At 37.4% G+C, this 22,241-nt stretch carries 23 protein-coding genes and 1 pseudogene; 15 read left to right on the top strand and 9 right to left on the bottom strand.

Annotated elements, in window-relative coordinates; all coding sequences use genetic code 11:
- Positions 1 to 50: 50 nt before the first annotated feature.
- From MKX57_RS13685 to MKX57_RS13660, 6 genes are all read left to right on the top strand, one after another.
- Entirely contained in the window at positions 51 to 473 is a 423-nt protein-coding gene (locus MKX57_RS13685; RefSeq protein WP_174804748.1) for a DUF3995 domain-containing protein, read from the top strand.
- Positions 474 to 529: 56 nt separating this feature from the next.
- Entirely contained in the window at positions 530 to 1,141 is a 612-nt protein-coding gene (locus MKX57_RS13680) for a histidine phosphatase family protein (protein WP_008177182.1), read from the top strand.
- A 100-nt stretch (positions 1,142 to 1,241) separates the two neighbouring features.
- Positions 1,242 to 2,078, top strand: coding sequence for a serine hydrolase (locus tag MKX57_RS13675; RefSeq protein ID WP_096365451.1), 837 nt, complete (start codon positions 1,242 to 1,244; stop codon positions 2,076 to 2,078).
- A 108-nt stretch (positions 2,079 to 2,186) separates the two neighbouring features.
- Positions 2,187 to 2,636, top strand: coding sequence for a GNAT family N-acetyltransferase (locus MKX57_RS13670; protein WP_107922743.1), 450 nt, complete (start codon positions 2,187 to 2,189; stop codon positions 2,634 to 2,636).
- 43 nt (positions 2,637 to 2,679) lie between these two features.
- Complete coding sequence (locus MKX57_RS13665; protein ID WP_107922744.1) at positions 2,680 to 3,075, top strand: VOC family protein; 396 nt, start codon at positions 2,680 to 2,682, stop codon at positions 3,073 to 3,075.
- A 288-nt stretch (positions 3,076 to 3,363) separates the two neighbouring features.
- Entirely contained in the window at positions 3,364 to 4,632 is a 1,269-nt protein-coding gene (locus tag MKX57_RS13660; RefSeq protein ID WP_090003299.1) for a polysaccharide deacetylase family protein, read from the top strand.
- Between the two features lie 203 nt (positions 4,633 to 4,835).
- Here MKX57_RS13660 and gltS read toward each other — a convergent pair whose 3' ends face one another.
- Positions 4,836 to 6,020 (bottom strand): sodium/glutamate symporter, encoded by a 1,185-nt coding sequence (gene gltS, locus MKX57_RS13655; protein WP_008177195.1) that lies wholly within the window; start codon positions 6,018 to 6,020, stop codon positions 4,836 to 4,838.
- On the bottom strand, positions 6,017 to 6,985 hold the full coding sequence (gene hutG / locus MKX57_RS13650) for a formimidoylglutamase (protein ID WP_342550359.1): 969 nt from the start codon (positions 6,983 to 6,985) through the stop codon (positions 6,017 to 6,019). Before hutG ends, gltS begins: the two co-directional genes overlap by 4 nt.
- Before the next feature lie 140 nt (positions 6,986 to 7,125).
- Between hutG and MKX57_RS13645 the strand changes: the two genes are divergently transcribed.
- The 5 genes from MKX57_RS13645 to MKX57_RS13625 all read left to right on the top strand — a co-directional run bounded on the left by MKX57_RS13645 (position 7,126) and on the right by MKX57_RS13625 (position 11,796).
- The gene (locus tag MKX57_RS13645) at positions 7,126 to 8,019 is read left to right on the top strand and encodes a LysR family transcriptional regulator (RefSeq protein WP_008177197.1); all 894 of its coding nucleotides are present in this window, start codon (positions 7,126 to 7,128) and stop codon (positions 8,017 to 8,019) included.
- Positions 8,020 to 8,177: 158 nt separating this feature from the next.
- Positions 8,178 to 9,413 carry an acyl-CoA dehydrogenase family protein gene (locus MKX57_RS13640; RefSeq protein WP_089987412.1) on the top strand — a complete coding sequence of 412 codons (1,236 nt, stop codon included), beginning with the start codon at positions 8,178 to 8,180 and terminating at the stop codon, positions 9,411 to 9,413.
- Positions 9,410 to 10,186, top strand: a complete 777-nt coding sequence (locus tag MKX57_RS13635; RefSeq protein ID WP_008177207.1) for an SDR family oxidoreductase — start codon at positions 9,410 to 9,412, stop codon at positions 10,184 to 10,186. Before MKX57_RS13640 ends, MKX57_RS13635 begins: the two co-directional genes overlap by 4 nt.
- 12 nt (positions 10,187 to 10,198) lie before the next feature.
- The gene (locus MKX57_RS13630) at positions 10,199 to 11,242 is read left to right on the top strand and encodes a phosphotransferase family protein (protein WP_008177211.1); all 1,044 of its coding nucleotides are present in this window, start codon (positions 10,199 to 10,201) and stop codon (positions 11,240 to 11,242) included.
- Between the two features lie 341 nt (positions 11,243 to 11,583).
- Positions 11,584 to 11,796: a DUF3955 domain-containing protein gene (locus tag MKX57_RS13625; protein ID WP_164908723.1), complete on the top strand. Its 213-nt coding sequence runs from the start codon at positions 11,584 to 11,586 to the stop codon at positions 11,794 to 11,796.
- Positions 11,797 to 11,834: 38 nt separating this feature from the next.
- Here the strand turns inward: MKX57_RS13625 and MKX57_RS13620 are convergent, their stop codons facing one another.
- Positions 11,835 to 12,320, bottom strand: a complete 486-nt coding sequence (locus MKX57_RS13620; RefSeq protein WP_008177214.1) for a tetratricopeptide repeat protein — start codon at positions 12,318 to 12,320, stop codon at positions 11,835 to 11,837.
- 317 nt (positions 12,321 to 12,637) lie between these two features.
- Between MKX57_RS13620 and MKX57_RS13615 the strand changes: the two genes are divergently transcribed.
- Positions 12,638 to 13,483 (top strand): alpha/beta hydrolase, encoded by an 846-nt coding sequence (locus MKX57_RS13615; protein WP_342529639.1) that lies wholly within the window; start codon positions 12,638 to 12,640, stop codon positions 13,481 to 13,483.
- 235 nt (positions 13,484 to 13,718) lie between these two features.
- Here the strand turns inward: MKX57_RS13615 and MKX57_RS13610 are convergent, their stop codons facing one another.
- The 3 genes from MKX57_RS13610 to MKX57_RS13600 form a co-directional block, all read right to left on the bottom strand.
- Positions 13,719 to 14,156 carry a hypothetical protein gene (locus MKX57_RS13610; RefSeq protein ID WP_043990272.1) on the bottom strand — a complete coding sequence of 146 codons (438 nt, stop codon included), beginning with the start codon at positions 14,154 to 14,156 and terminating at the stop codon, positions 13,719 to 13,721.
- Positions 14,157 to 14,298: 142 nt separating this feature from the next.
- Positions 14,299 to 14,880 (bottom strand): GNAT family protein, encoded by a 582-nt coding sequence (locus MKX57_RS13605; RefSeq protein ID WP_089986971.1) that lies wholly within the window; start codon positions 14,878 to 14,880, stop codon positions 14,299 to 14,301.
- A gap of 16 nt (positions 14,881 to 14,896) precedes the next feature.
- Positions 14,897 to 15,763, bottom strand: coding sequence for an effector binding domain-containing protein (locus tag MKX57_RS13600; protein ID WP_239355505.1), 867 nt, complete (start codon positions 15,761 to 15,763; stop codon positions 14,897 to 14,899).
- A 263-nt stretch (positions 15,764 to 16,026) separates the two neighbouring features.
- Between MKX57_RS13600 and MKX57_RS13595 the strand changes: the two genes are divergently transcribed.
- Positions 16,027 to 16,782: a class I SAM-dependent methyltransferase gene (locus tag MKX57_RS13595; RefSeq protein WP_089986972.1), complete on the top strand. Its 756-nt coding sequence runs from the start codon at positions 16,027 to 16,029 to the stop codon at positions 16,780 to 16,782.
- A gap of 48 nt (positions 16,783 to 16,830) precedes the next feature.
- Here the strand turns inward: MKX57_RS13595 and MKX57_RS13590 are convergent, their stop codons facing one another.
- The gene (locus MKX57_RS13590; protein ID WP_342550358.1) at positions 16,831 to 18,024 is read right to left on the bottom strand and encodes a Ger(x)C family spore germination protein; all 1,194 of its coding nucleotides are present in this window, start codon (positions 18,022 to 18,024) and stop codon (positions 16,831 to 16,833) included.
- 161 nt (positions 18,025 to 18,185) lie between these two features.
- Between MKX57_RS13590 and MKX57_RS13585 the strand changes: the two are divergent.
- Positions 18,186 to 18,562: pseudogene (locus MKX57_RS13585) on the top strand (VOC family protein).
- Positions 18,563 to 18,725: 163 nt separating this feature from the next.
- On the opposite strand, the gene MKX57_RS13580 reads toward MKX57_RS13585, so the two are convergent.
- Positions 18,726 to 19,640 (bottom strand): class I SAM-dependent methyltransferase, encoded by a 915-nt coding sequence (locus tag MKX57_RS13580; protein ID WP_008177234.1) that lies wholly within the window; start codon positions 19,638 to 19,640, stop codon positions 18,726 to 18,728.
- 200 nt (positions 19,641 to 19,840) lie between these two features.
- On the opposite strand from MKX57_RS13580, the gene MKX57_RS13575 reads away from it, so the two are divergent.
- Positions 19,841 to 20,332 carry a hypothetical protein gene (locus MKX57_RS13575; RefSeq protein ID WP_342529630.1) on the top strand — a complete coding sequence of 164 codons (492 nt, stop codon included), beginning with the start codon at positions 19,841 to 19,843 and terminating at the stop codon, positions 20,330 to 20,332.
- Positions 20,333 to 21,020: 688 nt separating this feature from the next.
- Here MKX57_RS13575 and MKX57_RS13570 read toward each other — a convergent pair.
- Complete coding sequence (locus tag MKX57_RS13570) at positions 21,021 to 21,755, bottom strand: class I SAM-dependent methyltransferase (protein WP_342550357.1); 735 nt, start codon at positions 21,753 to 21,755, stop codon at positions 21,021 to 21,023.
- Positions 21,756 to 22,241: the final 486 nt, after the last annotated feature.

The following is a 22,241-nucleotide window of genomic DNA, read 5'->3' as shown; positions in this document are numbered from 1 at the left end:
ATCCCCTAAACATACGGTGGCGTATGTTATTGATGGAAAAGGAGGAACTGATTATGTTTATTTTATCATTAGTTTCAGTGTGTCTATTATGGTTGATTAGTATCATTCATGTGTATTGGGCATTCGGTGGGCAATGGGGGACTGGAGCAGTTATACCCATTAAAGATGGCAGTCAACAAAAAGTTTTCAGTCCTAGGAAATGGGGGACATTCTGTGTGGCTTTGCTACTTCTATCAGCGAGTGTTATCATTCTTGTCCAAGGGGGTTATATGACAGCTTTACCTGCCTCTACCTATTCTAAAGTAGGATGTATCGCCTGTGCCATTGTTTTTAGTATACGAGCAATGGGCGATTTTAAATATGTTGGGTTTTTTAAAACAATCAAGCATTCTCAATTTGCTAGAAATGATACGAAGCTATACAGCCCCTTATGTTTGTTTTTGGGCTTAGTCTATATCATGTTATTGCTTTAAAAGAATGAATCCTCTAACATGATGAGAGTAAGCTAATGAATAGGGGGAACCAATTAATGCAGCAAATGATTTACTTACTTCGTCATGGCGAGACTGAATATAATACGCAGGGAAGATATCAAGGACAACTAGATTCGCCACTAACGGAGCTTGGTCGTGAGCAAGTGCAACAAAATGCTCGAATGCTGAAAACCTTCATTGATCATGCTCATGATTGGAAAATTATATCAAGCCCACTCGGAAGAGCCGTGGAGAGCACAGAAATACTTTGTGAAACGATCGGCTACAATTACAATAAGGTGGAGTTTGATCGACGATTAACAGAAGTGGCAGTTGGGCAATGGGCTGGTTTAAAAATGTCAGACATTCAGCAAACGTGGCCAGATTTATTGACGAACACAGATGCTTTTAATTGGTATTTCCATGCGCCAGATGGGGAAAGTTATGAAGCAGTAGTGAGCAGACTGTCCTCTTGGCTTAAAGAAATCCAACATCATCCAAAGGTGATCGTTGTCTCACACGGTCTAACGGGTCGTATTTTACGGGGGATTTATGCAGGGCTTCATAAAGAAGATGCACTTAAATTAGAGGTTTCTCAAGATGTGTTTTTTAAATTAGCTAATCAAGAAGTGACAAGAATTTGTTCTAATTTCGAAGATATCTATTAACGGGTTAAAGCGTATGGAGCCTTACCTTCTTTGCTTTTATTCAAACTTAAGGAATATTCAAAATTGCCGCCTATTATAATTGTGTAGGAGGCGTTTTTTTATGAAAAAATGGGTCTTATTTTGCTGTTTGGTTATCGTGATTTTCGTTTTATATGATACAAACAAAACACAAGAGTTTGCACATCTTGAGCTGCCGTCCTTACATAGTCAAAATGCTTTGCTACTTAATGAACAGGGCGACGTATTATATGAAAAAAATGCGGATGCCATCATATATCCTGCTTCATTAACAAAAATTATGACCGCTATTGTAGCAATTGAAATGACGGATGATTTACAAATGCAAACGATCGTCAAACCTCAAACAATCGCCAAATATACTGCTCAAAATGCCTCTATGGCAGGCTTTCATGCAGGAGATTTTGTCACGATTGAAGATTTGTTATACGGCACATTGCTAGCATCAGGTGCAGATGCAACGGCTACACTGGCTGAAGCCATTGCTGGCAGCGAGGATGAATTCGTCACTTACATGAACAATAAGGCACAGGAACTTGGCATGGACGCTACGCATTTTATCAATACAAGCGGCCTACATGATGAGGCACATGTATCAAGCTTACAGGATATGAGTAAGCTTCTCCGTTATGCATTAGAAAACCCGACCTTTTATCAAATTTTTACTTCGAAAGCTTACACGACACATGTTCCAACAGAATTGCTAATAGCAAATTCATTATTTACGAGAATGCCTAGCATGGATGGAACTATTTTGGGTGGAAAAACGGGATATACGCCAGAAGCAGGGTTATGTCTAGCATCATTAATGGAAAAAGATGGACGTAAATTTCTATTCATTACGACAAATGCTCCAGGTTATGCTTGGACACCACCCCCACATATCGAAGATGCTTTGACAGCCTACGATGCTCTTTAATAGGGCTTAACTCACGAATGATTGGCTATTTATGTTAAGCTATACTTGTTTGCAAGGAATGGAAGAAATTATCTAGCAGTGACCAAATGCCATGGAGGTAGAGTCGTAGTGAACCAACACCCATTTAAAATCATCCCATATGATCCCACATATGCGGAACAAACAGTGGTGATGTGGCGAGACAGCAAGAAACAGGCTATTGGGCAGGAAGAGCGGCATAGCATGGAAAGCCACATTTATTTTTTAAACCATATATTACTTGAAGAATTTCAAATCGATTTAGCGTTCATGGATAATCAAGTAATCGGAATGATTGCTTATAATGAGAAGGAGATTAGTCAGCTATATATTCATATTGATTATCAAGGATTAGGAGTAGGCCAAACATTATTAGACCATGTAAAAAAACAATCAAGTGGAAGATTAACGCTATTTACGTTCGAAGTAAATAAAAACGCACAGCGGTTTTATGAAAAGAATGGATTTACCATCATTGGAAAAGGACATGAAAATGAAGAGAATTTACCAGATATTCAATATGAATGGATAGATAAATGAATATTTAGCAGTTCAAAACTTTGTTGAAAAGGAGATTATCCATTTGTCACAAGGACTTATTCACCATATAGAAATAAATGTTTCTAATCTGAAAAACACCATACATTTTTGGGGATGGTTTTTAGAGGAATTAGGTTATCAACCTTATCAGGAATGGGAAAGTGGTCGGAGCTGGAAAATAGACGACACCTATATTGTTTTTGTCCAAACGAACGAAAAGTTTATGGATATCACCTATCATCGAAGTCGTGTAGGTTTAAATCATTTGGCATTCCACGCAAATTCGAGGCAACAGGTTGATGGTATAACAAAGCAATTAGAAGAAAAGGGCGTTCCTATTCTTTATGCTAATAAGCATCCATTTGGAGGGGGAGAAGAGCATTACGCTGTTTATTTTGAGGACCCTGATAGAATAAAGGTTGAATTAGTAGCACCGTAATTGTTGTGCGCAAGACAGGCGATCGTTTGTTCGAATTGTTAAAGCGCAACTATAATAGGCAATCACTATCCTTTATCGAAGCAACACACATGGTACTGAAATCAACTTGATTGATGACTAGTTTTATAGAAAATAGGGTAGTAGTACTGTATCCATGCCTTTCTAAAAAACATGAATTTGGAATCTGGTTGATTATAACTATTTTCTGGTATAGACGATTCCTCTATAATTAAAGTTAAATCTTAGCAATTTACAGACATGGAAAGACATCAAGGGCGGTGTAGAATAATGAAAAAATTTTTACCTTATGTTTATGCTTTTTGCTTGACGTTTTTACTAGGCTTAATGGTGGGGCAGCTGTCAGCAAGTGCTGAAGGATCAGTGAAGATTCAAAAGATCAATAAAGATGCGGTTATTTACGAGGAGCCATCCACAAATAGCGCGGAAATCGGTGAAGTTGCGAAAGGGAGCTTCCTCAAAGTGACACAAGCAAGTAAAGGGTGGACACATATTCAAACGCCAGAGCTGGCAGGCTATGTAACATCTGACGTTTTAGTGAAGGTAAAGTCGGAGGGCTACTTAGTTATTCAGAAGGGTGGCACAACTTTATTTACGGCACCAAGTCAAAATGCTCAGCATATTGGTCAACTATATGAAGGACGCATGGTCTATGTCTATGGCACAGCACCTGGTGGTTGGTCTTTCGTCCAATATGGAGAGGATATAGGCTATGTAGCAACAATTGCACTAAAGAAACCTGTACCAATAAAGAAACAAATTAATGCTCCAAACGGTGCTGAGTTACGCTTGACGGCTAGTCCAAATGGAGAAGTTCTAGGAACAATTGCTAATAAGATGACTGTGCAGCATTACATAACGCTGGCTGGCTGGGCTTATGTAGAAGCGGGCGAACAAAAAGGGTATGTCAAAGCTTCTGAATTAGCCAATATCCAGCTTACTAATAATAAAGTTTATAATAAAGGGGTGTCAGCACCAAAGGGTTCAAAAAAACGAGTAGCTTTAACCTTTGATGATGGACCAGATGCCAAAGTAACACCACAAATTTTAGCTACATTACAAAAATACGATGCAAAGGCAACATTTTTTATGGTAGGGAAAAATGTTTCAAAAAATGCTACAATCGTCAAGCAAATCTATGACGCTGGGCATGAAATTGGCAATCATACATCCAACCATAAAAAATTAACTGCATTATCCATCGCTGGTGTCAAACAAGAAGTAAATGGCACAAGCAATGCCATCTATGCAGCAATTGGTCAGTATCCGACTGTTTTCCGTCCACCATATGGGGCGACAAATGATCAAGTTCGTTCGGTAATGACAATTCCATCGATCTTATGGTCAATTGATACGCTTGATTGGAAGCATCATAATCCAGATAAAATTTTAGCGTATGTGAAAGCATCTGTAAAAGACGGCAGTATTATTTTAATGCATGATATCCATCAAACGACTGCCAATGGTTTAGATAATGTCCTTCTCTACTTACAAAAGCAAGGCTATGAATTTGTTACGGTTAGTGAGATTTTACAATAATATACGACCTAAAATCTAAGTCTGATATTTTGCTGACTTAGATTTTTTTCGATGAAATCCTTTCTGTGAACCTTGTATACAATAGGGGCGACGCGCAGCTAGTTATTTCAGCTGTAATAACTTTTAGAGTCGAGTTTACGTGAAGTGGAATAATCATAGAAAAAGCCGTACTAGTCTTTTAGAGACCAAAGTACGGCTTGTTTTTATTTAAATAAATTAATAGTTGTAATAATAATAGGAATACCAAACACGTCAATTAAAAAGGCGCCTACAATTGGTACAACGAGAAAGGCTTTTTTAGAAGGACCAAAGCGTTGGACAACGGCTGACATATTGGCCATGGCATTCGGTGTTGCTCCTAGACCATGTCCTGCGAAACCAGCAACCATCACGGCCGCATCATAGTTTTTGCCGAGTAATTTAAACAAGACGAAAGTGCTAAATACAACAATAAAGAATACTTGCGCAAAGACGATGATAAATAATGGAAGCGCTAAATCTGCAATTTCCCATAATTTAATACTCATTAGAGCCATTGAAAGGAAAACACCTAATGTTACATCTCCAATTAATGAGATACTCTTCATATTGATTGCTTCTGGTTTAAATTTATCCATAATATTTCGGACTAGGACAGCTACAAACATAGCTCCTACATAGCCTGGCAGAACGAAGCCTGTCGCTTCTGAGAATAATGTTCCAACATAGGTACCCACAGCCATACAGAAAGTAATTAATAAGACTTGTGTAAAGAATGAATCAGATGTAATTTGTTCATGTTTATTTTCATATTCGATTTCTTCAGCTTCTTGTTCATTGGGTGTTAAATTGTATTTACCAACTAAATATTTAACGATTGGCCCACCAATTAAACCACCAGCTACTAAACCACAAGTTGCAGCCGCAGCACCGATTGTCATTGCTGAGGAAATACCCAAATCTTCTAATGTTTGTCCAAATGCTGCTGCAGCACCATGGCCGCCTTCCATGGACACGGCACCGGCCATCATACCGATCAGAGGATGAATCCCCATCAGTGACGCAAGAGAAACTCCAATAACATTTTGCATGAGGGCAAGGAAGCCACATGCTAGCCAATAAATAATAAGTAATTTTCCGCCCAGCTTAACTAGCTTAAAGCTTGCTCCTAAGCCGATAGTTGTGAAAAACGTAATCATAAATAAACTTTGTAATGATGTATCCAGTGATATTTCTAAAGTTCCTGTAGTCTTTAAAATGGTCGCAAGTGCAGCAAACAGCAAGCCACCGACCACTGGTGCTGGAATACAAAAACGTTTTAAGAATCCAATTTTATTAATGAGAAAGCCACCTAATGCAAAGAGTGCAACGGCTAGAAACACCGTTGTAATTTGATTAATTTCGATCATGAACCTTGCCCCCCAAGTAAGTTGTTTAGTGCTTCATAGACAAAATAAGCACCTAATTTCACCGTACGTCCGTTTTCGTCTAATGACGGATTAACCTCACAAATATCAAAAGAGTGTGTATGTGGATGCGAAGTTACCTTTTGAAGAATTGTACGCACAGTTGTCGGTTCAAGTCCAAACGGTGAAGGTGCACTTACGCCTGGTGCCGATGCTGCATTTAATACATCCATACATAATGTTAAAAGCACATAATCGTGTTGATCCATATAATTTTGTAAATCATCCAATAATGGTTGAAGATTGACCGATGATGTCATGTCATCTTCTACTACATACTTCACTTGTAGCTCATCCGCTTTTTCGAACAGCTCTTTTGTATTGCCATAGCGTTGTATGCCAACAACAAAATAATTGACATATGGGTCTTGCTCTAAAATTTGACGGAACATTGTACCCGAAGAAGGCTGCTCGTCATATGGTCGTAAATCAAAATGAGCATCGATATTGATAATGCCGATTTTCGCTTCCTTTGGTAATGCCGCACGAACACCTAAATAATGACCATACAGTGTTTCGTGACCACCACCGAGCACGACACATTGTAATTTCTTTTGTAGGAGGGTGCTAACAACATCACCAAGCTCTCGCTGTGCCTCCTCTAGGGCGTGATTGAGACAAATAATGTTCCCTACATCAATGATTTGTTGCTCCTTCTCAAACGTCCACGGTAAACTAGATAATCCTTCACGTAGTGCGTTTGGTCCACTTGCTGCTCCTACTCGACCTTGATTTCGACGTACACCCTCATCGCAAATAAAGCCAATCATTGCAGCACTTTTCTTATCTGAAGCGCTTACATCATTAATCGCGATTCGTTTTACTTGTTGATGTAAACGGAAACTGCTTTTATTGGTTGTTGAGTCTATACGGCCTTTCCATTGTTTTTGATCTGTCATTGTGTACATAATCTTATCATCCCCATTGCAAATATTATTGTAGAAAAAATATTGTTGTAATTCATTATATATTCACATAATTATATTTACTAATATATAATTAATATTAATCTATAGCTTTAAACTATAAATGAGGGAGGATCACCGTATTGGATATTAAACAATTACAATATTTTATTGCTGTTTCAGAGCATATGAATTTCTCAAAAGCCGCAGAAAGACTGCATATTTCGCAGCCTTCCTTAAGCAATGCCATCAAAAAATTAGAACATGAGATTGGCACTCCCTTGTTAGACAGAAATACTAGAAATCTGCAGTTAACGGAAGCTGGTGAGGTGCTATTTGAACGTGCAAAAGTTATTGTGAAAAATATGGAAGTGTTAAAAATAGAAATGGATGAAGTCGTTGTACATGGCACGAGTGAAATCACCATTGGTGTGATGGAATCAATCAAGCATTGGCTTCCTAAAGTAATTGCTAACTATAAAAAAGACTATCCGCAAATGATGATCCATTTAGTAGATATTTTAGGCAGTAAACGTGTAAAAAAATCCTTGAAAAGCTATAAAACCCATTTAATTATTACCAATCAGCTAATGGATGATCCTGAGCTTGAAGTTAAGACCTTATATGAGGAACGTTTAGTAGCTGTTTTACCCCTCCATCATCCGTTAGCAAAGAAAGAGACTTTATCGATTTCAGACATTAGTGCAGAGCCTTTTATTATAAGTACAGAGGGGTTTCAAACAAGACGTGATATTTTGAATACTTTTGAACAAGCAGGGAAGAGCATTGATATTCAATTTGAAATTGAACGTTTTGAAACGGCTGTATCTCTTGTAAGAGAAAATTTAGGGATAACCATCTTACCAGAAAACTATTTACAAGGTCCGACAGCTAAAACCATTGTTAAAAAGGAAATTGAAGGAGCGAATCTATGTCGGAATGTTTATTTGGTGTACTTAAAAAATCGCCATTTACCATTTGCTATCCGTCAATTACTGAAAGATGTGCTGCAATTTTTCGAAACGAAACCAATGTAAACTAATCCAATTGCTATATACATGAAATTTTCCTTTTAATTAGAAAATTCATGAAATGGAATTGATTTACTAGAAAAATAGCGGTAACATTTAATGTAAGAATAAAAATGAACAATCATTCATTTTTTTCGGAGTTCAAGCAAAGGGGGTTTCTTCCAATGAATTTTTCCTATAGTGAAAAAGTTGTGAAGTTACAGGACAAGCTGACGAATTTTATGGAGCAATACATCTACCCGAATGAGGCCGTTTATGCTGCACAAATCGAGGCGATGGAGGATCGTTGGGGAGCGATTCCGCCCATTATGGATGAGCTAAAGCAGAAAGCGCAGGAAGCAGGCTTATGGAATTTATTTCTACCAGATAGTGAATACGGAGCGGGTTTAACAAATCTAGAATACGCTCCATTATGTGAAATTATGGGACGTTCACTTTTGGCACCAGAAGTGTTTAATTGTAATGCACCTGATACAGGTAATATGGAGGTACTAGTTCGCTATGGTTCCACACAGCAAAAGAAGCAATGGCTTGAACCGTTATTACGAGGGGAAATACGATCTTGCTTTGCGATGACTGAACCTGCAGTCGCGTCGAGTGATGCTACGAATATTGAGGCAAGTATTGAACGAGATGGCGATGAATATATTTTAAATGGTCATAAATGGTGGACAACTGGTGCTGGCGACCCGCGCTGTAAAGTAGCTATTTTCATGGGCAAACATAAAGATTCAACGGCGCCTATTCATGAGCAACAATCTATGATTCTTGTACCAATGGATACGCCAGGAGTAAAAGTGGAGCGCATGTTAACGGCTTTTGGCTATGATCATGCACCAGAGGGACATGGAGAGGTTATCTTTACGAATGTACGCGTACCTGTAGACAATATTTTATGGGGAGAGGGAAAAGGCTTTGCCATTGCCCAAGGTCGCTTAGGCCCAGGAAGAATTCATCATTGTATGCGTCTTATTGGCGCAGCTGAACGAGCATTAGAGGAAATGTGTGTACGGGTACAGGAGCGTCATGCGTTTCATCGACCTCTAGCAGATCAAGGTGTGATGCGTGAACGTATTGCCGAGTCACGTATTGATATTGAGCAAGCAAGACTTTTAACATTAAAGGCTGCTTATATGATGGACACGGTTGGCAATAAAGAGGCAAAAGCAGAAATTGCAATGATTAAGGTAGTTGCGCCAAATATGGCACTGAGAGTTATAGACAGAGCGATTCAAGCATTTGGAGCTGCTGGTGTAGGGCCTGATACAACACTTGCTGCACAGTGGGCAAATTCTCGAACATTGCGTTTAGCAGATGGGCCAGATGAAGTACATCGTAATACAGTTGCCAAGCTGGAATTAAAAAAGCATGCGAAAAAACATAAGGAGCTGGTGAAATGACTGTAATGGAGTTATTTAGCTTACAGGGGAAAACAGCCATTGTGACAGGTGGGGGACGTGGACTCGGAGCACAAATTGCCCAAGGCTTTGCCGAGGCTGGAGCCAATGTTGTCTTATGCTCGCGAAAAGTGGAGGCATGTGAGGAGGTTGCTACAGCTCTTGAAAAATTAGGGGTTCAAACATTAGCGTTAGCCTGTGATGTGACAAAACCAGAGAATATTGCCAATGTTGTGGCGCAAACGATGACTACGTTCGGTAAAATTGATATTTTAGTCAATAACAGTGGGGCCTCATGGGGAACACCTGCTATCGATATGCCGTATGAAGCATGGCAAAAAGTATTTGATGTCAATGTGAATGGAACATTCCTAATGAGCCAAGCCGTCGGCAAAATCATGTTAGAGCAGAAAAGCGGGAAAATTATTAATATTGCTTCTATCGCAGGGCTTGGTGGTACACTACCTGCATTTATGGATACCATTGCCTATAATGCCAGCAAAGGGGCTGTTATAACATTAACGAAGGATTTAGCCGTCAAATGGGGACCTCATGGTGTCCATGTCAATGCCATTGCCCCTGGGTTTTTTCCAACCAAAATGTCCAATGTATTAATTGAACGTGGTCAAGATTATTTGATGGGCGCTACACCATTAAAACGACTTGGCTCCGAAAATGATTTAAAGGGTGTGGCGTTATTTCTAGCATCGGCAGCATCAGATTATGTGACAGGTGATGTCATTGTTGTTGATGGGGGCATGAGCTCCATTATTTAAAGGAGGGATAAGATGGATACAATGCAAGTAAGGGCAAGTGAACGACTAGATGTAGTCAAATTGCGCGCATTTTTAGAAAGCCATTTTTCTGAACTACCGCAGGGGCAATTGGAAATTTCACAATTTAGTGCTGGTCATTCCAATTTAACATATTGCTTGAAAATAGCTGAGTTTGAAGTGGTCCTTCGTAGACCGCCACTTGGCCCAGTTGCTAAGAAGGCCCATGATATGAAGAGAGAGTTTACCATTTTATCGGCCTTGCATCCATTTTTACCTGTGGTTCCAAAACCTTATGTTTATGTGGAGGACCTAGACATTATTGGCAGTGATTTCTTTTTAATGGAGCGAAAAAAAGGCATCGTCCTCGATACCTATTTTCCAAAAGGAATAAAACCGACGGAGGAACTGGCCCGTCAGCTGTCTGAAAAGATGGTTGACTCATTAGTAGCACTCCATGCAATTCCTTATGAGGACACGCCGTTACAGGACATGGTGAAGCCTGACGGATTTATGGAACGACAGGTACATGGTTGGATCGAGCGCTATGATAAGGCTAAAACAGCCGAGTATGCTGAAGTAAAAGCTCTAACAGATTGGTTAAAAAAACATATTCCTCATAATGAGGAGGCAACCATTATTCACTATGACTATAAATTGAATAATGCTATGTTTTCTGAGGACTACTCCGAAATGATTGGTTTATTTGATTGGGAAATGACCACAGTAGGGGATCCACTTGCTGATGTAGGTGTCGCAATGAGTTACTGGCTGCAAGCGGATGATCCAAAAATGCTATTACATGCACTAGGCGACCCACCTGTTACGGTATTGCCAGGATTTTATACCCGTCAGCAATTTATGGAACGCTATGCTGAAAAAAGTGGGCGAGATATTTCAGACATTCAATATTACTGTACATTTGCCTATTTCAAATTAGCAGTCATTTGTCAGCAAATCTATTATCGTTATGCCAAAGGGCAAACCCAGGATGATCGCTTTGCTCAAATGGATAAAATGGTCGCTGCCTTAATAAAACAAGCTTCAGCTTCTATTTAACCGTTTAAAAAACAGTTACTTTTCATTGAAGTAGCTGTTTTTTTATAATCCTATAACAGATTATCCGACATTATATAATAGTATTATTTAATGCCACTCGCACAAAGATTATTCAAATGACTCAACTACCACACGTAAAAGAATTAAGAGAGATGGAATGTATGTTCTTATTTTATCATAGATTCTATCTTTTTGCTAAAACTGAAAACAATAACGATTTATTGTTTTTCGATAAAAAAATATTGACTTAAGATGTGATGGGTATTATTATAGCTATAGGAAATCAGACGATATGCTTGGAAATGGATCACATACAATAGACAAATTATATGGAGGAAACGATGATGAAGAAATATTTATTAGCAACAATACCTATGATGATAGGTGTTTTATGTTTATTTATAAAAGGAATTATTGGTGATGAGGTACTAGCAAACGGAGTAATTGTGGAGAAGAACTTCTTTTTAATCCCATTGAGCTATTTATTTTTCTTTAGTGGCATACTAACATTGATCTTTTTTTCTATGCTAAAAAAACAAAATATCGCAAAATAACGCAAAAAACAGGCTTTTCATAGAAGCCTGTTTTTTTGTTAAGACCATGTTTGATCGAGCTTGTCACTGTAATAATGAATAGCTTTTTTGTAATCTTTAATGCCCTGATGGTTGGTTGTGATGACTAAAGTATTCAATAATGTTTCCATAGATTTTGCATGTTCACCAAGATTATAAAGTGTCATGGCATAAAAAACCTTTACATGCTCGGCTTCAGGAAATTCGTGTATAGCTTGTTCCAATGTCCGTTTTGCTTGTTCGTACAGCCCCAATGTCCGATACGTGCTCCCTAAACCTAGATAGGCATCCACTAGAATAGCTGGCTCCAATCCTAATTGAATGGCTTTTTCATAGTGGGGAACAGCTTCTTTTTCTTGTCCTAAAGAATCGTAGGTCCAGGCACATTGAAATTGATAGTAAGCATTTCCAGGTTCTTCTTTGACCAATGCCACCATTAATTGGTTGGCTTCCTTAAGCTGGCCACTTTCTCTTAATATTAGAACTTGCTCTAATTGTTTATCCATTGATTAAACCCCTTGTTTGTAATGTTTCGCATCATATGGTAACCATTCAAAAAAATTTCTTACAGCTGCTAGAAAGATTCTTATTGAGTTGAAATACCTTCAAACGTTCTAATAAACTTTCTTTCATTTCCTCCCACCCTTTTTTAGATGCTTCCCTTATTATATAATCAATAATTTGCTAGAAACCAGTAGTAATGGTATTGTTTGTGTAAAAGTAAATCCATGAGGTGAATAGAATGCTAGAGCGTTCGATGGAAAAGACACGGGAATGCAAAGAGGAAAGGGAGTGATAGATTAATAAGAAAAGAGGATAAAAAATGACAAGAGACCAAAAGATTATTTGTGACGGATTTGAATTGCACTATTGTATAAAGGGACAAGGTGAGCCTATTTTAGTCGTAGGAAGCAGTGTGTATTACCCGCGATTGTTCTCAGAAAACCTTTCCCAGCATTTTAAGCTTATTTTTTTAGATCATCGTGGATTTGTGAAGCCTCCTCGTCCTTTAAAACAAGAGGATTATACTTTAGAGAAAATTGTCGACGATATTGAACAAGCTCGACGATTGTTAAAGGTGGAACATTTCATTATTTTAGGGCACTCAGGGCATGCATTTATGGCGATGGCGTATGCTAACACATACCCTCAGCATGTTCGGAAGGTGATTCTATTAAATACAGCTACAACAAATAGCCAAGAAAGACAACAGCAAAGTCTGTCCTTTTTTGATGCGAATGCCAGTGTCGCGCGAAAAAAACAATTTGAACAAGAGATTGCTTTCTTAGCGCAAGATTTAAAGAAGGAACCTGAACGACGTTTTGTTCATATGTGTATTCGTATGGGTGCACATAGTTTCTATGATTATTCGTTTAATGCTACAGCTATGTGGGAAGGCGTTTATACGAATATGGAAGTCATAGATTATCTGTGGGGGAGAGCTTTCGCTGAGCAGGATCTTTTACCACTAACTCGATCTTTCCCTAAACCAGTTTTTGTTGGACTAGGTAGGTATGATTTTTTAGTTGCCCCTGTTTCATTATGGGCGGCAGCAGAGGATGCTTCTCAGGTTAAGAAAGTTATATTTGAAAAAAGTGGTCATAACCCTATGTTTGAAGAGCCAGAGTCATTTGATGAACAGCTCATTAATTGGATAAACGAAGGATAATTTTATAAAAATTAGAGCAGTAGTTGGTAACATGTATATGTTATCATACTGCTCTTTTTTTCATAAAGAAATAGGAAGGGGGTAGCCGTTAACGGTGAAAAACTTTCGCCCTATGGTTAGATAGGGGAGTCCGATCATTCGTTGTACACATGCTGATCACCAGAAATCTAAGTAGGTGGAAGATCATTATTAAACACCTACAACAGGCTACTTTCAAAAGAGAAGAGCCCATGCACTAGCTTGCCGTATTAGTTTTGCTTATAGCATTCACTTGCTGGCAGTCAATAATAACGGGTCTAGCCATGTCATCGATTTGAAGGAAATAGGCACAGCAGCTATGTGGATCGAGATAGATAAAGTAAATACCGCAAAAACAATGGCCATCAGAAAGATAGACATCTACTAATGTCCCTGGGTCAAAACATTCTAACTGACTACAAATACAGCCTTCACATTGTTTTTTATCTTTATTTCTTACGTGGCTCTCAGACTGTTTATTCCCATCCTGAGAACTATTATAATACTTGATGCGATATGAATCTTCTTCTGCCATATCATCCGTGCCATAATAGTAACCTGTGCAATAGTTCTTCGAGTCACAATAGCATTTAGAAAATTTATGATAATTATTTAAATTTCTATCCAATCGTGTTAAATATCGATTTTCATCCATTTTTGAAACGCTCCTTTATGGTTTGAATGTTAATTTTAGCGCTAGTCTTCTATTTCTAATCTATGTAAAGGAGCTTTCTTGAGTTGGTATTCTGTCCATCTACTTGTCATATAAAAGAAAAAGCTAGACTCCTAAATAGAGTCTAGTCTTTTGAATGAGTTACATAATCTTCTTTCAGTAATCCATATATTTCTAAATCAACAACGCCTTTGCCGGACCATGATGTTGCTTGTCGTAATAAACCTTCTTTTATAAAGCCATTCTTTAGTAGTACTTTTTTCGAGGGCTCATTTAATGGCATGACTTCAGCTTGAATTCGATTCACCTGAACCTCCTCTAATAAATAGTTCACGACCATTTCAACGGCCTTCGTAGCAATGCCCTTTCCCCAAAAATCTTCCGCTAAGTAATATCCAATTGTCACCATATTTACTTTTTGATTAAAGTCCATAGCCTCAATAATACCCACTAATTTCTCGCTTTGGGACGCTTCAAAAATACCCCATTTTATTCTACTTTTCTTCTTAAAGTCTCTTTCAAAATGCTCAATCATTTTTTGTACGGTTTGATAGTTGTGTTTTGGGATAATACCACAAAACTCGAAAACCTTTGTATTATCATAAATGGCAAACAACTCTTCTACATGAGATACTTCTATTTTCCTTAATAGTAGACTAGTCGTATGTAGCAGAGGAAATTGAGTAAAAACCTTTTCAATCATCATTTTTTGGCTTCCTTTCTTAACCTTTAATGGGAACGTAAATTTTCATTTTCATATTATGTGGATAGATAGATTGCATAACATCTGTTATTTCAAAATCAGGACCCCTATCTCTTTCGTAATTAGAGTTAGGCAACCATACCCCGTAAATGTAACGTCTTGTATTCTGTATACCTTCTGCACTACTATTCAAGATAAATTCAGCATATTGACCAGCAGGTAATTCTACATGGATAAACCCTTGCTCAACACGCTCCTCAAATACTTGGACTTCCTCTCCCACAACAAAAGAAAACTCACCATCCTCCTGAAAGTTTGTAGAGATTCCATAGGCCATATTAGGTGCTACTTTTTGTGTAATACGTTCATAATAGTGCTCGCGACCAAAATCATGATAAAAGCCTGAAATTTCAGCATAATACCTCTCATCTTGTAATGATGTTTGATAGGGATAGCCGGTGATTAACTTTTTTCCTACATGTACGATTGTTGGCTTTGGCATAGGGAGTTCACCATTCATTTTATAATCCAAAAAGTTTATTTTGTTTTGTAATGGTATAGAATTTGCACTCTTTCGGTACTTAGCCGGTGATAGCCCAAAGTATTGAACAAATGCCCTTGTAAAAGCTTCTTGAGAACCGTATTGAAAGTTAATCGCCACTTCAAGTATAGCTTGAGAGGTTGTTATTAATAGAACGGCCGCTTCAGAAAGCCTTCTATTACGAATATACTGCTGTACGGAAAATCCAGTTATCGCCTGAAACAGTCGCTGAAAATGGAAGGCTGAACAGTAAGATTGCGAAGAAATATCTGTGATCGACATTTTTTCTTGTAAGTTATCCTCTATATATTCTATAGCGTTTTGTATTCTTTCAAAATAATTCATACGATCATCCTTTCTTATTCTCATCGTACCGTTTACATGGAAATATTTTTTGATAATTTATGCTAATTTGTACATTATAGTGGACTGAAAACGAAATCAATAGAAATATTGAAATGAATGACAAATATAGGTATAATTTATTTAAATTTACAAGAAAGCGAGTGATCCATTATGATAGTCAGCTCTAATTTTCCATTAAATAATATGAAGGTGTGGAAGAATTAAAAGGGATTTTTCTTCCGCAAATAATCGGAGGAGACAATATGTATAGTAATTATGGACCGTTATGTACGGAACTTTATGATTTAACAAAACCAGTAGGATATTCTATTGGTGGGGATATTGAATATTATAAGGAACGTTTACAGGGACTTACAGGTAAGGTGCTTGAGGCGGGTGTCGGCTCAGGGCGTTTCTATATTCCTTTCATGGAGAGTGGTTTTGATGTAGAAGGGATTGACAATTCTTCAGAAATGCTGGCGTCTTGTCGTAAACGATGTCACGATAGAGGACTTACACCAGTTCTTTATGAAGGCGATGTTTGTCATTTTACAGTAGATCAACAATATGACGCTATCATCATGCCGGCGGGATCTTTCTGTTTAATAGAAAATTATCAAGATGCCGTGTCAACTTTAACAAATATGTATCATCACCTTGCTCCAGGCGGACGCATTCTATTAGATTTAATCATACCGACAGACTGGAAAACTGGTGAAATTACTACAAGTTATCATGCAACCTCCGAAGATGAAGGAATCTCGATTGAGAGGAAATCGATTGCGATCAACTGGATGGAGCAGTATACTTTATCGGTTTTAAAATATGAAAAATGGCAGCGTGGTACATTGATGGATACAGAGCTACAAAGATTTTTATTACGCTGGTACGGTCTAGAGGAATTTAAACTGCTTTTACAAAGTATAGGCTTTTCGGATATCACATGCTCTGCTAATTACACATTTCAGCAACAGCCTGATGAAGATTCATCATTTATTACATTCGAAGCTTCACGTTAATTAGCAATGACCAGCACACTCAAGGAGTGTCTGGTCATTTTTGATTGTTTAATCTACTTTTAATTTTCTAGCTGTACCAATACCTTTTGTTTTCACATTCACCTCAATTTGCACCGGTAGATTAGGGTAAAGCGTGGCCCAATCTTTTTTGATACGTTTCCATGCTTGGTGGTCTTCACGATGAAGTACCTCACTAAACTTTAAAATATCAGCTTGATAGGTTTTTTGAATCGTGTGCAGTGTTTGTTCTAAATTTTCTTGAACTAATTTACTTGTTTCTTTATTAATAATATCAATCGTTTCTGGCTTTGTTATATCCACTGGACAACTTATTTCCGCTATATTTTGTTCAAGATCAACCTGAATATGGATGGAGGGTTTGTCATTTTTTATGCTGCCAGTAACTTTTGTAGAGGAATTTAAAACTTCTGCTGATATTTTCCCCTTTTCCGAACAAGGCACTTTTTGAACGGTCCCTTTTATATGGTTGTGTAAGAAATTGTAGTATTTGCTTTCTTCCTCTGTTAAGAAGCCTATAAGCTTATAGTTTTTAAAAACAGCAAGTCCACTGTATTTTAAATTGGCGGGGCTATCCATTTTTTCTATATTGGAGCTATTTTTCCCGGCATCTGCATCTCCAAGTATTTGAATGGAGGGCAGAACAGCACTATGATCAATACTCCCTAAAGACACGATTAAATCGTCTAAAATCACTGATTCAGTTGTTCCCAATACATCCTCAGAGTCCTTTAAGGATTTTAACATTTTACTGGCAGGAATATCTTCTAATGGTGTTAAAATACTTAAAATATCTTGCGCTGTTGATTCATGAGCAACAATAATATTAAAATCGCTTCTTCCCTCAGGATCTCTTTGAAATAAATCTAATATACTATTCATACCATATTCAGCCATCTCTTCACCAATAATAATAACTTGAGCATGTGCATAATAAGGTTTCCTTGGCGTCAGTGTTGTTAATTTTCGGATAGCTTCAAATAAGGTTCTCCCTTTTGCGTGATAGGTAAAAACAGGGACTTGAAAGCTTGTTGAATTTTTCGGCGCAATTTGACTCGGGTTAACAATTTGAACAGAAATTTCTATGAATTCGTCCGTTTTATCGACTCCAACAGCTGTGACAATGGCTAATTCATTTAACTCCCGCTTATTCCAACACCCAGTTAACAACAAAACGACTAAAAGTAGGAGAAAAAATGACACCGCGTGTTTAATGATTGGCACCTCCTCTAGGAAAAGGGCAAAGACATTTCCGATACTAATTAGGATAAGCAAATAATAGGGAAACTAAACAAGAAGAGATGCAAGGGTGAAATTTTTTAGAGGACATTCAAGTTCATATATAGAAAAAGTATAGCAATCATTTTAAAAAGGAGGAAAAAGAGATGCAATCATTATTACATGGAGTAGAGGCCATTTTTATCCCAATAAAAGACCCTCAATTATCAGCCAAATGGTATGAGGAAAAGCTTGGATTTAAGCTTTTATATATAGAAGAAGACGCAGCGGTCATGAAAATAGCGGAACGTTCGGCTACGGTTGTATGCTTAGTAAAAACGGAAAATCATCAACCATTGTATTTTCCAGATAATCATTTTGGGTAGGGAAATACTACAATTTTCTTTCTTCATCAATTGAAGAGACCTACCAATCACTAGTAGAGCAGCAAGTGAACGTAAATCCTATGGGAGGGGAAGGGCAAACAAGATTTTTCACCTTTTATGATCTAGATGGAAATCCTTTAGGGGTTTGCCAATCATAAGTGGGTCACTGTTATAAACAGTGACCCTAGTAACAAATCTAGGAGGTGTAAGGCTAATTAGCTTTACACTACTATTATATACATAATTCTTATATTGAAATAGTTAATTGCCTGGGAAATAGATAGAAAATTAAGAATTGTTTTAAAAGGAATGGATTATATCTTATTTTTTAACCATGTGCATATAATGGATCGTTTCAAAAGCTGATAGATAATCTGTTCGATGCTGGAAATAAAGCTGTTGAATTGTAGATGGAGATAGATGTTCATAAATAAGTAGATCTGATTGAGCTAACATCTTCTCCATTTCTTCATAACGATAGCACGATTTCATGGGTTCACCACCAGCGGCCGCCATATTCACCATATGATCTACTCTGTTAGAGATGCCCTTTTCACTAAATAACGATTCATCAGCATAGTCCAAGACAAGGGAACTACCTGCTGGAACTAGCGCAAACAGATGGTCTAATAAGCTAGCCAGTTCTTCTTTCGTTAAATAATAGGAGACACCTAAGAGACTAAAAAATGTTTTCTTATACTGAAAGCCTTGATCCAAAAGAGGTTGACTATGAAATTGCTTCGTAAAATCCATCGCTACAAAATGTAAATTATTGATGCGGCTGAGTGACGCTTCTTGTAATTTTTGTTTTTTGAATGCTTGTGTGGTTGGGAAATCAACCTCAAATATTTCTAATACACGTTCTAAATGGGGGTGTCGATAAGCGAATGTATCCAAACCAGCACCCAAAATAACATATTGCTCAACGCCGAGCTGTATTTCGTTTTGTAAGACTCTTTCACAGTATGCGGCACGTGCCAAGGGAGTCGGCGCTAGTTGAACTTGCGTAATCCATTTTAATAATTTTCTCGAATTGCCTTTATATTTTTCGGCAATTTCCTTATTGAAAAATTCAATACCTTGCACCATATTGTCTTCAATGCTCTGAAATTCATCCTTAGAGATTAATTCCTGTGCTAGATAATCATCAAATATTTTCGGCGCATCAAATTGACTATGGTGGGCTCTGCTAAAGGCGGCTATTAATGAAGTTATACTAGATTCCTGCTTCTTCATCCGAACACTCCTTACAATAAAAAATAGGATTCCCCTGGCCAGGAGAATCCTATTATATAAGAAAATATTTTAATTGTAAATTATAGCATAAATAACTTTTTTTGTCAAGTTTTTATCTATAGTTAGCAATTTGAATGGTGATTTTTTAAATGGTAGAATAATATCTAATTAGGTATTACTTGTAAGTGGAGGTGGGCGCTGTGAAAATATGGAAATTACTCATTTTACTTGTACTGATGTTTGAATTTGCCCTAATTGGTAGCGACAATATCTCTACAAAGTCATCGGATGAATTTGATTCAAGTAAACGAAAAGATTCCCAGCTACAGGAAAGAGTATTGGCAAGGACAAGCACTCAGGAAATGGACATGCTTCATAGACTTCCACTGAATTATCTAAATGCTACAACTGCAAATGGTGAATTTCATAAATCTTTTTACAGCAATCATTCTCCACAAGAATTTGATATTCACTATGATATAAAGAATAAGGGGACACAACCATTTAGCTTAAAAATTTATAATGCAGATGCCAAACTATGGGCTCAAAAAACCGTAAATGCAGGAGCAAAATATTCAACGATACTAGAAAAGGGTAGCTATACAATGTCAGAAGGGGTGTATAGCATTTCCATCATTACAGTTGATGGGGCAGAGGGTGTATTTGATTTTGCCATTCAAGTAATCGATTAAAATATTTTTAAATTTTATGTAACTTATTGCAACATCAACCGTCTACCTCATTAGTAGAATACAAAAAACTAAAGCAAGCTAGTAACATTCACTTTTCACAAAAAGACCAGGATTCACTTATTTCGTGACTTCCTGGTCTTTTTGTGCGGGTAATCCTATTTTTTACGAAAAAATAGGCCAAATAATGAAACCTTTTAGCTGTTTATTCGTATTCATAAATGAATCTAAAGCTAAGCAATATTAATTAGTAAGATTCACTTTCACTTAAAAGGCTAGAACTTACATAATTTATGTAGGTATCTAGTTTTTTTTGTTAGTTTCCTACTTGCAAAATAAATAGGACATGAGTAACTCCTATGCTCGAAAAAACATAAATTCCTACCAAAAATTGAATGGAAAATATTTTAACTTGTTCCACGCCTCAACTTAGCGTAGTATTAATACGAATCAAAACTAAGTAAATTAGTAAGATTCACTTTCACAATAAAACCAGGCGCTCTTCTATGAGGAGCATCTGGTTTTTTGTTTTATCTGAGATTTTCAGAGAATTAATTTATGGGACAATCTAGCCCTCTATTACCACTACTCAGTATTTGGCAGGCATCATGCAGCTGTAGCGATGCTGCCCCATTAAATATGAAGCAACGAAATGTGCTAATGTAATAGATATAATCACACGTATAAACGCTTATTTTTTCTCTGCCACTATCATTAAAAACATAGGTCTTCGTAGTTCATCTTGCATATCTGGAATAGTTTGTATCATTTCCTCAGATGGCATAGGTTCCTTCACAGCACGTATTGTAAATCCCACCTGTATTAGATCATTCATATAAGTGGATAATGTACGGTGATATTTAATGACATTTTCGGTAAGGAAGGTTGTTTCGCGCATGCCTTCTGTTTGATAATGGTCCACTGGCCAATGCAGTCGGTTTCCTTGTTCATCATTGTACCAATCCTGTTCATGGCGGGATGTGAAAATAGGGTGCTCCACTGAAAATACGAACGATCCGCCAGGTTTTAAATAGGTATAAACCTTTTTGCATAGTGCTTCAAAGTTTTGTAAATAGTGAATAGCTAAGGAACTTAATACAACATCAAATTGAGAAGCGGAAAATTGAATGTCCTCAATCGGTATTTGCAAATAGGAAATAAAAGGATCATCCGTTTTTTCCTGAGCTTTTTCCAGCATTTTTTCAGATATATCCACACCAATCACTGATTTTGCCTGTTGTGCGCGCGCATATCGACAATGCCACCCGAAACCACATCCTAAATCAAGCACATGTTTATTTTTCAAATCAGGTAAAAGTGTTTTTAATACATGCCACTCTCCTGCGGCGTCCAGCCCTTGAACAGAACGTGGCATTTTTTCGTAAGCAGAAAAGAATTGCATATCATCATATTTATTTTGCTTCATCGTTTAAACATCTCCTATAATTAAGCTAGCCTCCTACATATCCTTGGTGATCTAGGAGGCTAGCTATCTTCTTCTAACCATGGTTTTCACCCCTATAATAGCTTTTCAAAACCATTCAAGAATACATAAAAAGTAAAGTACAAAAAGAGTAATCCTGAAATAAACGAAACTATTTGCATAAGCCTTTTCCCATTATTTTACCACCGATGCTACTTAAATATGAAAGGATTAGCCCCCAAAGGATTGAAACGGTGATAAATCCGAAGAAGAAGGGAGGTAAGCTTTTAGTTGCTGAATGTCCAATAGTTGTACCACCTACTATACTTCCACCAACCGTTGGGAATCAACGATTGCAGTCGTTGCTGAAACTACTAGCCAAACACCAGTAAAAAATAAGCCCATAATGATTTCTTTTCAATCGCTGCTCCATGACTCTAATTTTTTGCATGCAAACGTATCTCGGAAAGCTTGGAAGGTTAAAGGGCC

This window comes from Lysinibacillus sp. FSL M8-0216, assembly GCF_038595555.1.
GTDB classification, from domain to species: Bacteria; Bacillota; Bacilli; order Bacillales_A; family Planococcaceae; genus Lysinibacillus; species Lysinibacillus fusiformis.
The sequence above is the reverse complement of the archived record's forward strand: the minus strand, read 5'-3'. Positions and strand labels throughout refer to the sequence as shown.

What these genes read in the sequence shown, in the direction of transcription:
- MKX57_RS13605 (WP_089986971.1), bottom strand. Translation starts at nt 14,880, where the DNA reads ATGATGATTGAAAAGGTTTTTACTCAATTTCCTCTGCTACATACGACT.
- hutG (WP_342550359.1), bottom strand. Translation starts at nt 6,985, where the DNA reads ATGTACACAATGACAGATCAAAAACAATGGAAAGGCCGTATAGACTCA.
- MKX57_RS13640 (WP_089987412.1), top strand. Translation starts at nt 8,178, where the DNA reads ATGAATTTTTCCTATAGTGAAAAAGTTGTGAAGTTACAGGACAAGCTG.
- MKX57_RS13610 (WP_043990272.1), bottom strand. Translation starts at nt 14,156, where the DNA reads ATGGATGAAAATCGATATTTAACACGATTGGATAGAAATTTAAATAAT.
- MKX57_RS13660 (WP_090003299.1), top strand. Translation starts at nt 3,364, where the DNA reads ATGAAAAAATTTTTACCTTATGTTTATGCTTTTTGCTTGACGTTTTTA.
- MKX57_RS13615 (WP_342529639.1), top strand. Translation starts at nt 12,638, where the DNA reads ATGACAAGAGACCAAAAGATTATTTGTGACGGATTTGAATTGCACTAT.
- MKX57_RS13625 (WP_164908723.1), top strand. Translation starts at nt 11,584, where the DNA reads ATGATGAAGAAATATTTATTAGCAACAATACCTATGATGATAGGTGTT.
- MKX57_RS13595 (WP_089986972.1), top strand. Translation starts at nt 16,027, where the DNA reads ATGTATAGTAATTATGGACCGTTATGTACGGAACTTTATGATTTAACA.
- MKX57_RS13570 (WP_342550357.1), bottom strand. Translation starts at nt 21,755, where the DNA reads ATGAAGCAAAATAAATATGATGATATGCAATTCTTTTCTGCTTACGAA.
- MKX57_RS13620 (WP_008177214.1), bottom strand. Translation starts at nt 12,320, where the DNA reads ATGGATAAACAATTAGAGCAAGTTCTAATATTAAGAGAAAGTGGCCAG.
- MKX57_RS13635 (WP_008177207.1), top strand. Translation starts at nt 9,410, where the DNA reads ATGACTGTAATGGAGTTATTTAGCTTACAGGGGAAAACAGCCATTGTG.
- MKX57_RS13680 (WP_008177182.1), top strand. Translation starts at nt 530, where the DNA reads ATGCAGCAAATGATTTACTTACTTCGTCATGGCGAGACTGAATATAAT.
- MKX57_RS13675 (WP_096365451.1), top strand. Translation starts at nt 1,242, where the DNA reads ATGAAAAAATGGGTCTTATTTTGCTGTTTGGTTATCGTGATTTTCGTT.
- MKX57_RS13600 (WP_239355505.1), bottom strand. Translation starts at nt 15,763, where the DNA reads ATGAATTATTTTGAAAGAATACAAAACGCTATAGAATATATAGAGGAT.
- MKX57_RS13630 (WP_008177211.1), top strand. Translation starts at nt 10,199, where the DNA reads ATGGATACAATGCAAGTAAGGGCAAGTGAACGACTAGATGTAGTCAAA.
- MKX57_RS13580 (WP_008177234.1), bottom strand. Translation starts at nt 19,640, where the DNA reads ATGAAGAAGCAGGAATCTAGTATAACTTCATTAATAGCCGCCTTTAGC.
- gltS (WP_008177195.1), bottom strand. Translation starts at nt 6,020, where the DNA reads ATGATCGAAATTAATCAAATTACAACGGTGTTTCTAGCCGTTGCACTC.